The following is a 13,553-nucleotide window of genomic DNA, read 5'->3' as shown; positions in this document are numbered from 1 at the left end:
AGTAATGAACATGAAAAGTTGGAAACTGAAAATTCTTTAAAGGAAGAAACGGTGTCAGAAACTACTTTTTCGTACAATGAAATAGTAGATAGGAATGAGCAGACACCAATTGTACCAAAAGAAAAGAAGTTGCCATTGGGGGAAGTTTCTTATGTATATGCAGGATTTTGGATGCGCTTTTGGGCATATTTGGCAGATTTAATTATTGTTTCAAGTGTTAATCGTATTCTAATCTATCCTATTTTACGAATAGCAGATGTCCCGTTATATGAATCAGGTATTTTCTCTACGGTAAACATTTGTACTGCTATTACGTTTTATTTATATTTTGTGCTAATGACAAAATTTTTGAAACAAACATTAGGGAAAATGATTTTTGGGTTAAAAGTAGTCCCGATAAACAAAGAAAAACTAACATGGGATACTATTCTTTTCCGTGAGTGGATAGGCCGATTTATCTCCAGCAGCTTTTTCATTTTATATGCTTTAGTTGCCTTCTTACCAAAGAAACAAGGAATTCATGATTTATTTGCTGATACGGCAGTAGTACATGATCGTTAACAGAAAATGAGATTAGGATTGCAGTATTCTAACTAATATAGACCTGAACAATTATATGGAAATGTTTATTTTTCGTATAATTGTTCAGGTTTTTTGTATTGATTGGGTGAGATACGGATTCTGGTAATTCCACCTGACTTAGCATGTTTAATTTTGGCTGTTTTATCCAATAATAATAAGCTGAAGGGAAGTGTTACCAAAATGAAAGTTCTTTTCATTCTAGCTATTATAATTGGTGCTTTTTTATTACTTCTACTATTTTCATTTTTTTAAAATTAACGATACATATCCGCTATTACCATAAGAAAGATAACGATGATTTAAAAATAGAAGTTCGTGCGTTATTTGGAATTATTCGCTATAAGAAGACAATACCTCTAATTAAAATAGATGAGGACTCTCCGACATTGGTAATAGAAGAAGAAACAGAAATAACAGGCAAAAAAGAGAAAATAGAGGATACAAAACAATTTTCCGGCTCAGATTTATTAAATTTTTTGTCCAATTCCCAAGAGCTATTAAATCATGTTGTTCATTTTCACCGCATAGTAAGGTTATTTTTAGCAAAACTAACAATAAAGAATATAGAATGGAGCTCTATTGTAGGTTTAGGAGATGCCGCACATACAGGGATGATTTCAGGTGCTATTTGGTCAGTAAAAGGCAGTATCATCGGAATGATTAGTAATTATATGAAGCTGCATGATATGCCGAAAATAAACATCTATCCTCAATTTCAGGGAGTTGCCTCTGAAACATTATTTTCTTGTATGATTCAATTTCGGTTAGGGCATGCTATGATGGCAGGAATTAAACTGGTGAAATATTGGAAAGATGGTTTCCCTAATTTTAAAACAAAGGAAACGTCTATCCAAAGTAAACAATAGACAATGGAGGAATAGGAAAATGTCAGATCATCCGATTCAAGGCTTAATGACAACTGCAATGGAAAATTTAAAAGAAATGATTGATGTTAATACGATTATTGGCGATCCTGTGGAAACACCAGATGGCAGTGTGATTTTAACTGTGTCTAAAGTTGGATTTGGATTTGCGGCTGGAGGCAGTGAATTTACGTTAGAGAACCATTCATTAAATGATTCTTTAACAAAGCATCCTTTTGGTGGAGGTAGCGGTGGTGGAGTTAGTATTACACCAATTGCATTTCTGATTGTAAATGCTCAAGGAGTAAAAATGGTCCACTTAGATGAAAGTACTCATCTTTATGAAAAAATCTTGGATATTGCTCCACAAGCTGTTGATAAAATTCAGCAAATGTTTGCTAAGAAAGATTCGTCTTCTGATTCCAACAGTAGTGAAGGACAATCACAGCAACAAAAAGAAGATATTGAATTTTAATATTCAGCAAGCCGCAAATTTAATTGTTAGCAAAACGAGTTCACAAGAATCGGTGAGCTCGTTTCACTTTGCCTGTAAATGTTCTTTAAACAGTTCGTATTTTTTGCAAATAGTAGCAACTATCGATATGATGAAAGTAATTACATAAGAATATGGAGGAGAGACCAATGGCAAATGTAACTTTTAAACATAATCCAGTCACACTGATTGGGAACGAAATCAAAGTTGGAGACAAAGCTCCCGATTTTACAGTATTAGCGAATGATATGTCAGAAGTATCTTTAGCTAGCTCAAAAGGAAAGATTCGTCTTTTTAGTGTAGTTCCTTCTGTTGATACAGGTGTCTGTGATGCACAAACAAGAAAATTTAATGAGGAAGCTTCCAAGCTTGAGAATGTGGAAGTAATAACAGTGAGTGTCGATTTACCTTTTGCGCAAAGAAGATGGTGTGCAGCAAGTGGGTTGGATAATGTTATTACCGTATCAGACCATAGAGATTTGTCTTTCGGGGAAGCATATGGTGTAGTGATGAAAGAATTGCGATTATTAGCACGTGCGGTTTTCGTAGTAGATGCTAGTGATACAGTAACATATGTTGAATATGTTAGTGAAGGAAGCAACCATCCAAATTATGAGGCAGCAATCAAAGCAGTAAAAGAAGCTAATTAATTTGCTGAATGGCAGATAAAACAATCGATTATCTGGTTAATTTCTTAACCGTATGATAAGCTAGAGTTTGGCCTTTTAAAAGGGACAGACTCTTTTTATTTGGCTTATTTTTTAAGAAATCTATAATAATTAGGTGATAAAATGAACATTTCTCCAGTAGAAGAATTATTTACAGTTTTTAATGAAACAGCTTTGATTATACAAGAGGAACTAGAATATACGTATTTAGAATCTTTAGCTTTAACAGGAGAGAATATTTTTCAAGAAGCGATTTTACAGGAAGAATTGAGTGAATTAAGTAAAAAAAGATTAAAAAAATCATATGAATCGATTCACTTGGCTAAATACTCAAAAGAGGAAATTCGTAAAGCGTTTCAATTAGTCATTTTAAAAGGGATGAAAGAAAATACACAGCCTAATCATCAAATGACACCAGATTCAATTGGAATCCTGTTTGGTTATTTAGTACAAAAGTTTTATACGAAAGAAGAACTTCGGTTATTAGATTTGGCAGTTGGGACAGGGAATTTATTAACCACTGTGATGAATCATCAAATCGGTAAGAACATCGCTGCCTACGGTGTTGATATTGATGACTTGCTTTTACAGTTAGCGTTAGTAAATGCTAATCTTCAGGAACAACCGATTGAATTTTTCAACCAAGATAGTTTAGAACATTTGTTTATCGATCCAGTAGACGTTGTCGTAAGTGATTTACCAGTAGGGTATTATCCAAACGATATTCGTGCGAATGAATTTAAAGTGAAAGCAGAAGATGGGCATACATATGCACATCATTTGTTCATCGAACAAAGTTTAAATTATGTTAAGCCTGGTGGCTATGCTTTCTTTGTTATTCCCAATAATTTATTTGAATCAGAGCAAGCGGCTAAACTTCATGACTATATAAAAGAAGAAGTACACATACAAGCAATAATGCAATTGCCAGAGACGCTTTTCAAAAGTAAACAGTCCGCAAAAAGTATATTGATTCTACAGAAAAAGGGGAATAATATAGTAGCACCAAAGCAAGTTTTACTTGCAAAAGTGCCTAGCTTCTCTAATATGCGTGCAATGGAAAAAGTTTTAAGTGAATTGGACACATGGATACAAGCAAATAAATAAGGATAATAATTTAAATTACGTTAAGTGTTATAAGACAGTTTCCTTTTATTATATAGAAGATAATCGGCATAAATTTGTCTTTTTTTCGAAAAAACGACGAAAATCTAAAAAAAAATGAATAACTGGGCATAATGTGCTTGAAATGTTTCTAGTAGAATGTTTTAATGAAAAACTGAAAGAAGTAAATCTTGTCTGTTGTATGATCCGATCTGTTCAATGTCAGGCAAATAAATAAAAAGTTGTTATACAAAAGGGGAGTAAATCATTTTATGGCAAAAATAATTGCGATTAATGCTGGTAGTTCTTCACTAAAGTTTCAATTGTTCGAAATGCCAAGTGAAGAAGTAATTACAAAAGGTTTAATAGAGCGTATTGGATTAACTGATGCTGTATTTAATATCTCTGTCAACGGAGAAAAAATCAAGGAAGTTACAGAAATTCCTGATCATGATGTCGCTGTAAAGATTCTTTTAGGCAAATTAACAGAGTTAGGTATTATCGCTTCTTTAGATGAAATCGAAGGAATTGGTCATCGTGTAGTTCATGGCGGAGAAGAATTTGCTGATTCTGCATTAATTACAGATGATGTAATTGGTAAAATTGATACTTTATCTGAATTAGCGCCTTTACACAATCCAGCTAACTTAACTGGTATTCGTGCATTCCAACATGTATTGCCAAATGTACCGGCTGTAGCAGTATTTGATACAGCGTTCCATCAAACAATGCCGGAAAAATCTTATTTATACAGCCTTCCATATGAATATTATGAGCAATATGGAATTCGTAAATATGGTTTCCATGGAACAAGCCATAAATACGTGTCTCAACGCGCTGCTGAATTATTAGGCCGTCCTATTGACCAATTACGTTTAATTTCATGTCACTTAGGAAATGGCGCTAGTATTGCAGCTATTGAAGGTGGAAAGTCTGTTGATACTTCAATGGGATTCACTCCTCTTGCAGGTGTTACAATGGGAACTCGTTCTGGTAATATTGACCCTGCGTTAATTCCATTTATCATGGAAAAAACAGATCAATCTGCTGATGAAGTATTACAAGTGTTAAATAAGAAGAGTGGTCTTTTAGGAATCTCTGGTTTCTCCAGTGATTTACGTGATATTACAGAGCAAGCAAAAGAAGGCAACGATCGTGCGGAACTTGCATTGAGAATTTTTGCAGATAACATCCATAAATACATTGGCTCATATGCATCTGGAATGAACGGTGTAGATGCAATCATCTTTACTGCTGGTATTGGGGAGAATAGTGAAATTGTTCGTGCAAGAGTTCTTCAAGGCCTTGAATTTATGGGAGTATATTGGGATCCAACATTGAATAAAATTTCTGGAGAAGAATCATTCGTTAACTATCCACATTCTCCAGTAAAAGTAATGGTAATTCCAACAAATGAAGAAGTAATGATTGCAAGAGACGTTTGTAGATTAGCTGGTATTTAAGTTAAGTCTGCAAAGATCTAGGATAAGAATAACAAGACAATCTTTTTCGTAGCTCAATGTACGATAAAGATTGTCTTTTATTGGCTTCTTTTAGTAAAATAAGGAATGATTCTTATTATTCAGGGGGGATTAAATGCTTACAAAAGCTGAAGCTTATTATTTGGATAAAATAGAACAATGGGAAAAGGAAAGGAAAAGTGAGCGCCCAATCAAAATTCTCCATCTTTATTCAGATTACATAGATACTGGCTTATCCTATTTACCTGAATGGCAAAAACAAAAAATTGTACGATCACTTAATAATATCTTATTTCATCTTCATGCCATCTTAATTAATTCCACATTTCAACGAAACACCGCCCAAAAAATTATGCAGCAGGCAAGAGTACATAATGAATCCATCTTCACTTTAAGAGATATGACAAAATTGAGTATAGACCAATTACAATCCATTGCAGAAAAACAAATGGCTCATTACAGGATGCTTGCCTCGGTCCAAGGGCTTTGGCTTCAAAGCATACTGGTTTTTTCATGGGAGATTTTCTCTCGATGCTTATTATTAATCTTCGATCCGTTCAGGTTCTTGCTTCGCTATATGGGAGACCAGCAGATAGTCCCAATGAAATCATGACGGCATTGAAAGTTTTCTGTGCAGGCTGTTTACCGCATGAGCAGCGAAAAGAAGCATGGAATGAGCTAATGGATGAATTAGAGCAAGAACAGCAAGGTTTCTTTTATGATGGAAAGGATGAAATAGTTCAGGAAAAGATGCTGCATTCTTTATTAAATGAGCTGATAAAGCTTTCCTTTATTTTATTTCTTAAAAGGAAATACAGTAAGGCTGGTACCATAATAGGAGCAGCTGCGAATTACCATTTTACGAAAAGGATGACGGAAATGGCAAATCATTTTTATCAAAAAAGCTATTTACTAAGCAAACAAGATAGAATTTATCCGACTTTGAGATAGGTGCAGCAACCGTGGACTAAAATACGGATGGAAGTTTCTTATAAATGGAGAAAGGGGAAACAATGGAAGACTTTTCAATAGACGAATGGGAACAGGAAAAGAAAAGACTTGAATATACGAAAAATTATATGAATGACGTTTTGCATGAGGCGCAAATCAATCAAGGGACTTTACAGGAAAATGTGCGAGAATCCATAAGCAATGAAGAGGCGCTTGACAGTAGTTTGAGTTATATCAACTATTTAACGAATAGTAAGTTTTTGCAGCTTGCAACAACCGAGTTAAGTATTTTAAAACGTATTTTAGATGCTCCCTATTTTGCGCGGATTGATTATCAAATGAAAGGGAAGTCCCAAAAGAATGTCTATTATTTAGGAAAGACATCGCTTTTTGAAAAAGACACACAAAAACCAATTATAGTAGACTGGCGTTCACCAATTGCAAATGTCTATTACGATGGACGATTGGGAGAAGTTTCATATGAAGTCAATGAAGAAACGATTGATGGGCATTTATCGTTAAAAAGACAATTTAAAATTGAAAAAGGGGAGCTCCTTCATTATCAGGATATAGATTTAACGACGACAGATGAATTATTGCAGCAATCTCTTGCTGGAAAAGCAGACCAACGACTAACAGAGATTATTTCAACCATTCAAGCAGAACAAAATGAAATAATTCGAGCTGATTTAAATCGACCGATCATTGTGCAAGGAGCGGCCGGAAGTGGTAAGACAACTATTGCTTTACACCGAATATCCTATTTTATCTATAACTATGCAAAATATTTTCAACCTGAGCAATTAATGATTATTGCGCCAAATAATATGTTTATCGGATATATTGCACAAGCACTGCCTGATTTGGGCGTAGAGAAGATTCGCCAAACGACATTCCTAGATTATGTTTTACTATGCATTGGCAAGAAAATGAAAGTAATTCAGTCAAATAAAAAACTACTAACATTTATAAATCATACGAACAAACAAGAAGAATTGGTTAAGTGGCTTTCCCGTTATAAAGGATCTTTAGAATATAAAAAGGTAATGGATAAATATTTAGTGGATATATGTAATGAAATGAGTCCAAAAGAAGATTTTCGGGTAGAAAAATTCCCGTTATATGGAGCAAAGAAACTGGAGCGTTTATTTAAGAAGGAATACGATTATCTTCCTTTAATCAAACGGAAAGAGAAAATAAAGGGAATCTTACAAGCTGATTTAAAACGGAAAAAGAAAATAATCTTAAGTAAGTTGGAAGATAAGTATGAAGATGCATTAGATCGAGCCTTAAAGATAAAAGAAGATACAAAGCGTAAAGAGAAAGTTGTCTATTTTCTAGACACGAAGGCAGAAAGATTAGCAACAGTAAAGAAAGAAGCATCAACTGCTGTTAGAAGATATATGAAGACGATGGAAACAACCGATTTATATGGGTATTATTCCAGATTATTTGCGGATAAGGAGCTCCTTAGAAAATATACGGAAGATTCGCTAACAGAAAAGCAATTAGATTATTTGATTGCCTTCCAGCGAAAGATATTAAAACAAAAGAAAGTGGAAATCGAGGACTTAGGGGCATTATTTTATTTGCAGTATAAAATATTTGGCATAGATAAAGAATATCGAGCGAAGAATATTGTCATTGATGAAGTGCAGGATTATAGCGAATTTCAGCTATATGCCTTAAAAGCAGGACTAGAAACAGATATGTTTACCCTTGTTGGAGATTTAGCACAAGGGATTCACTCCTATCGAGGATTACAGAACTGGCAGACATTACAGCAAACTATTTTTCCGCGCGCGAATTATATGACCTTGCAAAAAAGCTACCGGACTACGATTGAAATTATGTTTTTGGCAAATGAAATTTTGCATTTAGTCAATGAAGATTTGCCCAAAGTAAAACCAGTTGTCCGCCATGGAGAAAAACCAACTGTTCATTTATATGAGCAAAAACAAGAATTGGTTGACAGAATGATTCAAGTAGCAGATCGACTGCATAATGACGGTTATCACTCTATTGCTATTATTGGTAAAACAGAGGAAGAATGTAAAGCAATATTGAAAGAGATGCAAAAAAGAAAAGTGCCTAATGTCCAATTTCTTCAAGAAAATGAAGATCTTGAAAAGAATTATTTAATTATTGTCCCAAGCTACCTTTCCAAGGGACTGGAATTTGACGCAGTTCTTCTTTTTACGTTAAATGAGTCTTTTTCCCAAGAAGAAATAGATTTAAAGCTTTTATATGTAGCAATGACAAGACCAATGCATCGCCTTCATTTATTTACACGCGACAAAGCATCGTTATTATTGGATAAGACACATGAAGCATATTTTACAGTGGAGAAAGAAAACGAGCGAAAGAGTGGGGAAAGATGAATAAACAAATCCATACGAAGCATCAATACTTACAGGTGGGCTGTAAAATAATAACCGTTAGTGATACAAGATCTGAGGAAAATGATAAAAGCGGTAAATTGATGATTGATCTGCTAGAACAGGAAAACCATTCTATACAAAAGTATGTCATTGTAAAGGATGAGAAAGAACAAATTGTACAAGAAATAATAACGGGCGTGCAATCAGCTGAAATAGACTGTATTCTCCTAAATGGAGGGACAGGAATTTCACCAAGGGATGTTACCATCGAAGCTATTAAACCTCTTTTAACAAAAGAATTAGATGGATTTGGAGAACTGTTTCGAATGTTAAGCTATACAGAAGATATAGGCTCTAGTGCCATACTAACAAGAGCGATTGCTGGAACGATTAATAATACGGTCATTTTTTGTACTCCAGGATCTACAGGGGCTGTACGGCTTGCGATGAACAAATTAATCCTTCCTGAATTAAGTCATGTCGTCAGCGAGTTGCATAAATAATAATAAAAAGGTCAATAACTTTTCATGTAAAGAAAAGGGTTGACCTTTTTTATATATAAAAATAGATTTATCTAGTAATGAAATGTATAAAATAATGCATAAAACATTAAGCTTATTTTTATAGATACAAATAATTAGTTTATTAATAGGATGTATACTGAGACTTCCTATCTTTTTGTGTGTATAAAAATAAAATTATTTAAATTTTTATAAAAATTCTATTGAAATTATTAGGGAAAGTTGTTAAAGTGATACATATAGTTTTTGAATAAAAATATAAATAAATGAATATTTATTCGCATATAGGAGGAATTAGGTAATGGCAAATCCAAAAGTAGTCTTAGCATATTCAGGAGGATTAGATACATCTGTAGCAATAAAATGGTTACAGGATCAAGGTTATGATGTAGTAGCTTGCTGCTTAGATGTTGGTGAAGGAAAGGATTTGAACTTTATACAACAAAAAGCACTTTCGGTTGGTGCAGTTCAATCTTATGTCATCGATGCAAAAGAAGAATTCGCACAGGATTTTGCACTTACTGCTATGCAGGCACATACCCTTTATGAAGGAAAGTATCCCCTTGTCTCTGCATTATCTAGACCTTTAATTTCCAAAAAATTAGTAGAAGTAGCAGAAAAAGAAAATGCTATTGCGGTCGCACATGGATGTACGGGAAAAGGAAATGACCAAGTGCGTTTTGAAGTATCTATCCAAGCATTAAATCCTAATTTAAAAGTATTAGCACCAGTCCGCGAGTGGGGATGGTCTCGTGAAGAAGAAATTGCTTATGCAAAAGAAAAAAATATTCCAATCCCGGTTAACTTGGATAGTCCATTTTCTATAGACCAAAATCTATGGGGAAGAAGCAATGAATGTGGAATTTTAGAAGATCCTTGGGCTGCCCCTCCAGAAGAAGCGTATGACTTAACAGTAAGTCTCGAAAATGCTCCTGATCAAGCAGATATTATTGAAATTGAATTTAAGGAAGGTGTCCCTGTCAGCATAGATGGTATTACTTATTCTTTATCTGCGCTAATTCTTGAGTTAAATAAGATCGCCGGAAAACATGGTGTGGGTAGAATCGATCATGTAGAAAATAGATTAGTAGGAATTAAATCAAGAGAAGTGTATGAATGTCCAGGTGCTTTAACATTGATGAAAGCACATAAAGAATTAGAAGATATTACGCTTGTAAAAGAAGTAGCACATTTTAAACCAGTTATCGAAAAGAAAATCACAGAAGTTATTTATGAGGGACTTTGGTTCTCTCCAATTACAAAAGCATTGCAAGCTTTCTTGCAAGAAACCCAGAAAAACGTGACAGGAACGGTTCGCGTGAAACTATTTAAAGGGCATGCGATTGTAGAAGGAAGAAAATCACCATATTCTTTATATGATGAAAAACTTGCTACGTATACTTCCGACGATGAGTTTGATCATGCAGCAGCGGTTGGCTTCATTAAACTTTGGGGACTTCCTACAAAGGTTCAAAGCATTGTGGAAAACGACAAGAAGGTGTCTGTGTGAAGAAATTATGGGGAGGTAGATTTACAAAATCTGCCGAGGAATGGGTAGATGAATTCGGTGCGTCCATTTCCTTTGATCAGGAGCTAGTATTAGAAGATATAGAAGGGAGCATTGCCCATGTGGCAATGCTCTCTAAAACAGGGATATTGTCAGTAGAAGAGGCAGAGAAAATCAAAAATGGGTTACTTACGTTAAAAAAGCAAGCAGAAAAGGATGAATTAACTTTTTCTGTAAAATTAGAAGATATCCATCTTAATTTAGAAAGTAAATTAACGGATTTAATTGGTCCTATAGGTGGGAAGCTCCATACTGGTAGAAGTAGAAATGATCAAGTTGCAACAGATATGCATCTTTACCTGCGAACACAAGTAAAGCAAATTATTCAATTATTGAATGAGCTGCAAAGCGCGTTGTTGGAAAAGGCAGAGCATCATATTGAAACAGTAATGCCTGGGTATACACATCTTCAGCGTGCCCAGCCTATCTCTTTTGCGCATCATTTAATGGCGTATTTCTGGATGTTTGAAAGAGACAAACAGCGATATCAGGAAAACGTAACGAGAATTAATGTATCACCACTAGGTGCCGGTGCTTTAGCAGGAACAACCTTTCCTATTGATCGTTCCTATAGTGCTGACCTACTTGGCTTTGATTCCATTTATGAAAATAGTATGGATGCAGTAAGCGATCGTGACTTTATCCTAGAATTTCTATCAACTAGTTCTATTTTAATGATGCATCTATCGCGCTTTAGTGAAGAAATTATTCTTTGGTCTTCTCAAGAATTTAAATTTATTGAATTAGACGATAGTTTTTCCACGGGAAGCAGTATTATGCCCCAAAAGAAAAATCCAGATATGGCTGAATTAATCCGTGGAAAAACCGGGCGGGTTTATGGAAATTTAATGGGCTTGTTAACTGTATTGAAAGGTTTGCCTTTAGCTTACAATAAAGATATGCAGGAAGATAAAGAAGGGATGTTTGATACCGTAAAAACGGTGGTTGGCTCTTTGCGCATTTTTGCTGGTATGATTCAAACAATGAAGGTTAATGAGCAAGGAATGGAAAATGCCACGAAAAATGACTTTTCTAATGCTACAGAATTAGCTGATTATTTATCAGAAAAAGGGATGCCTTTCAGAGAGGCGCATGAAGTAGTAGGGAAATTGGTTCTATATTGTGTGAATAAAAAATGTTATTTGCAGGATTTAAGTATTACAGAATTACAAGAAGCGAGCAGCTTATTTGAACAGGATATCTACCATGTATTAAATCCCAGAACGGCAGTTGAAAGACGAAATAGTGCTGGCGGAACTGGATTTACCCAAATAAAGCAAGCGATTGAAAAAGCAAAGCTTTGTGTTTGGGAAAAAGAAGAAGTGAAGTAAAAGAAGAAAGTTCTATTATTTGATTGCAAACACTGCTTTCTATAATAGAACTTTCTTCTTTTTATATCTATTGATCACTGCTTCTAACAATTAAAACATCACAAGGAGCATTTCTGGTAATTCCTTCAGAGACACTACCGATAATAAATCTCTCAACGGCATTTAAACCTGTCGCTCCACACACGATTAAATCTGCTTTATACTTTGTCGCAATTTCCCGAGGAACTACTGCTCTTGGAGAACCGAATTCAATTGCCTTTACAACATTCTGAACTCCTGCTGCAGTTGCTTGAACAATATATTTATCTAAGAGCTCATTAGCGAATTCATCTGATTTAGCTGCAATGGATTGATCGTACGCAGCTACCGTTGCAAAAGATCTCGTATCAATAACGTGGGCAATGACAAGCCTAGCATTATTTTCTTTTGCTATCGAAATCGCTTTCTTTATAGCATTATCAGCCTCATCTGAACCATCTACTGCCACAATAATGTTTTGATAGTTTACGTTCATAGCATTCACTCCTTAAGTTTATCTCCTTCTATTATATACCCAATTCATGCATAAGGTTAACTTTTCATTCAAATAATAGGGAAGAAAATAAGAAAGGAAGGAATAGGGATGCACAAACAAAATGAAAGAATACAGAATGATTTTGAATTTGATGAAAAGGGAAGCGAAGAAGTAACTGCCCAAGTGATGGATTCCTATAACGACGGCGCGGTTGATGCCTTCTTGGACAAAGAGCAGAAACAAATAAAAGACTAAAACAAAAAGGACAGTAGGAAGAGCAAAACTAGTTTGTTTAATCTACGGATACATGAAGTAGGCTGAACCTCCCTCAGCGCTCCCTACTAACCAGCCTATGAGTGCTGTCATAAAAAAGTCGTTTTTTTAATGAATAATTTTTGGTACCTCATCTGAACTCTATTTGTTAGTAATTTCTTGGAATGTAGTAAGGCTGATAGATAGGCTGAGGATAATTGGCGTCAGCATAATAATTTTGGCTAGGGCTATTTCTACTAATAGCCGGACCTAGAATCGTTGTTTTATTAATAGGAGAGATGGTGGATTTCCACTTATTAAGATCTAATGAATAAGTATGTGCCATTAAGTCTGGAGGAGTTAGACGAAGTAAATCAGAGCCAAAGATTGCTTCAGGTGTAGGTGCATTGAATATAGCTAATAAATGCGTCTTATTTGTATTTGCGATTTCATAATGCCACCAGCCTTGAGGAACATTAGCTACTTGGCCAGGCGTAATGGTATAGTTTAGAACTTTTTTTGTGAAAGGATTTAACAGTGAAACAGTAGCAGAACCAGAAATGCAGTATACGAGCTCTGCCGCATTTTGGTGAATATGTGGTTCTACAACAATATCTTTACTTAAATAGATATCTAGCAAGGATACATTTTCTAACGAATTTAACTGTTGTTCTCCTAAAACATTAATATAGTTATGACTATCTCTTGTGAAAAAATTACTTTTATTTACATCAAAATGGTATTGGACTTTTGGATCTGTATAATCTACATATTTAACCATTCTCTTCATCCCCCTTTTCTGCCCCTTTTAAGTTTAGGTATTTTATGTAAAATATAAAATTAGG

Annotated in this window: 15 protein-coding genes; 13 read left to right on the top strand and 2 right to left on the bottom strand. The window is 34.7% G+C overall.

Going from position 1 to position 13,553, the window contains the following annotated elements; translation table 11 throughout:
- The first annotated feature begins 108 nt into the window (after positions 1 to 108).
- The 12 genes from C2I06_RS11655 to argH all read left to right on the top strand — a co-directional run bounded on the left by C2I06_RS11655 (position 109) and on the right by argH (position 11,942).
- A complete protein-coding gene (locus tag C2I06_RS11655) occupies positions 109 to 561 on the top strand; it encodes an RDD family protein (RefSeq protein ID WP_412973427.1) in 453 nt (150 codons plus the stop codon).
- A 407-nt stretch (positions 562 to 968) separates the two neighbouring features.
- Entirely contained in the window at positions 969 to 1,448 is a 480-nt protein-coding gene (locus C2I06_RS11650; protein ID WP_249928303.1) for a DUF2953 domain-containing protein, read from the top strand.
- Between the two features lie 19 nt (positions 1,449 to 1,467).
- Positions 1,468 to 1,920 (top strand): GerW family sporulation protein, encoded by a 453-nt coding sequence (gene ytfJ / locus C2I06_RS11645; RefSeq protein ID WP_095332397.1) that lies wholly within the window; start codon positions 1,468 to 1,470, stop codon positions 1,918 to 1,920.
- Between the two features lie 167 nt (positions 1,921 to 2,087).
- Positions 2,088 to 2,588 (top strand): thiol peroxidase, encoded by a 501-nt coding sequence (tpx, locus tag C2I06_RS11640; protein ID WP_095332395.1) that lies wholly within the window; start codon positions 2,088 to 2,090, stop codon positions 2,586 to 2,588.
- Between the two features lie 141 nt (positions 2,589 to 2,729).
- Positions 2,730 to 3,713, top strand: coding sequence for a class I SAM-dependent methyltransferase (locus C2I06_RS11635; protein WP_095332394.1), 984 nt, complete (start codon positions 2,730 to 2,732; stop codon positions 3,711 to 3,713).
- Between the two features lie 269 nt (positions 3,714 to 3,982).
- Complete coding sequence (locus C2I06_RS11630) at positions 3,983 to 5,173, top strand: acetate kinase (RefSeq protein WP_095332392.1); 1,191 nt, start codon at positions 3,983 to 3,985, stop codon at positions 5,171 to 5,173.
- Positions 5,174 to 5,306: 133 nt separating this feature from the next.
- Entirely contained in the window at positions 5,307 to 5,804 is a 498-nt protein-coding gene (locus C2I06_RS25830; protein ID WP_123258082.1) for an EcsC family protein, read from the top strand.
- Entirely contained in the window at positions 5,723 to 6,142 is a 420-nt protein-coding gene (locus tag C2I06_RS25825; protein ID WP_164463678.1) for an EcsC family protein, read from the top strand. Before C2I06_RS25830 ends, C2I06_RS25825 begins: the two co-directional genes overlap by 82 nt.
- A gap of 44 nt (positions 6,143 to 6,186) precedes the next feature.
- A complete protein-coding gene (gene helD, locus C2I06_RS11615) occupies positions 6,187 to 8,523 on the top strand; it encodes an RNA polymerase recycling motor HelD (RefSeq protein ID WP_095332389.1) in 2,337 nt (778 codons plus the stop codon).
- Positions 8,520 to 9,026: a MogA/MoaB family molybdenum cofactor biosynthesis protein gene (locus tag C2I06_RS11610; RefSeq protein ID WP_095332387.1), complete on the top strand. Its 507-nt coding sequence runs from the start codon at positions 8,520 to 8,522 to the stop codon at positions 9,024 to 9,026. The genes helD and C2I06_RS11610 overlap by 4 nt, the downstream gene beginning before the upstream one ends.
- 319 nt (positions 9,027 to 9,345) lie before the next feature.
- A complete protein-coding gene (locus C2I06_RS11605) occupies positions 9,346 to 10,554 on the top strand; it encodes an argininosuccinate synthase (RefSeq protein WP_095332385.1) in 1,209 nt (402 codons plus the stop codon).
- On the top strand, positions 10,551 to 11,942 hold the full coding sequence (gene argH / locus C2I06_RS11600; RefSeq protein WP_095332384.1) for an argininosuccinate lyase: 1,392 nt from the start codon (positions 10,551 to 10,553) through the stop codon (positions 11,940 to 11,942). Before C2I06_RS11605 ends, argH begins: the two co-directional genes overlap by 4 nt.
- Positions 11,943 to 12,009: 67 nt before the next feature.
- On the opposite strand, the gene C2I06_RS11595 is transcribed toward argH, so the two are convergent.
- Positions 12,010 to 12,456, bottom strand: a complete 447-nt coding sequence (locus tag C2I06_RS11595; RefSeq protein WP_095332383.1) for a universal stress protein — start codon at positions 12,454 to 12,456, stop codon at positions 12,010 to 12,012.
- 108 nt (positions 12,457 to 12,564) lie between these two features.
- Between C2I06_RS11595 and C2I06_RS25025 the strand changes: the two genes are divergently transcribed.
- A complete protein-coding gene (locus C2I06_RS25025; RefSeq protein WP_163188279.1) occupies positions 12,565 to 12,711 on the top strand; it encodes a hypothetical protein in 147 nt (48 codons plus the stop codon).
- 166 nt (positions 12,712 to 12,877) lie between these two features.
- Here the strand turns inward: C2I06_RS25025 and C2I06_RS11590 are convergent, their stop codons facing one another.
- A complete protein-coding gene (locus C2I06_RS11590; protein WP_095332381.1) occupies positions 12,878 to 13,489 on the bottom strand; it encodes a cupin domain-containing protein in 612 nt (203 codons plus the stop codon).
- Positions 13,490 to 13,553: the final 64 nt, after the last annotated feature.

The sequence above is a fragment of the Niallia circulans genome, from assembly GCF_003726095.1.
GTDB lineage: Bacteria > Bacillota > Bacilli > Bacillales > Cytobacillaceae > Niallia > Niallia circulans_A.
The sequence above is the reverse complement of the archived record's forward strand: the minus strand, read 5'-3'. Positions and strand labels throughout refer to the sequence as shown.

Coding starts and splice junctions, on each gene's coding strand:
- ytfJ (WP_095332397.1), top strand. CDS start 1,468: ATGTCAGATCATCCGATTCAAGGCTTAATGACAACTGCAATGGAAAAT.
- tpx (WP_095332395.1), top strand. CDS start 2,088: ATGGCAAATGTAACTTTTAAACATAATCCAGTCACACTGATTGGGAAC.
- C2I06_RS11635 (WP_095332394.1), top strand. CDS start 2,730: ATGAACATTTCTCCAGTAGAAGAATTATTTACAGTTTTTAATGAAACA.
- C2I06_RS11630 (WP_095332392.1), top strand. CDS start 3,983: ATGGCAAAAATAATTGCGATTAATGCTGGTAGTTCTTCACTAAAGTTT.
- C2I06_RS25830 (WP_123258082.1), top strand. CDS start 5,307: ATGCTTACAAAAGCTGAAGCTTATTATTTGGATAAAATAGAACAATGG.
- C2I06_RS25825 (WP_164463678.1), top strand. CDS start 5,723: ATGCTTATTATTAATCTTCGATCCGTTCAGGTTCTTGCTTCGCTATAT.
- helD (WP_095332389.1), top strand. CDS start 6,187: ATGGAGAAAGGGGAAACAATGGAAGACTTTTCAATAGACGAATGGGAA.
- C2I06_RS11610 (WP_095332387.1), top strand. CDS start 8,520: ATGAATAAACAAATCCATACGAAGCATCAATACTTACAGGTGGGCTGT.
- C2I06_RS11605 (WP_095332385.1), top strand. CDS start 9,346: ATGGCAAATCCAAAAGTAGTCTTAGCATATTCAGGAGGATTAGATACA.
- C2I06_RS11595 (WP_095332383.1), bottom strand. CDS start 12,456: ATGAACGTAAACTATCAAAACATTATTGTGGCAGTAGATGGTTCAGAT.
- C2I06_RS25025 (WP_163188279.1), top strand. CDS start 12,565: ATGCACAAACAAAATGAAAGAATACAGAATGATTTTGAATTTGATGAA.
- C2I06_RS11590 (WP_095332381.1), bottom strand. CDS start 13,489: ATGGTTAAATATGTAGATTATACAGATCCAAAAGTCCAATACCATTTT.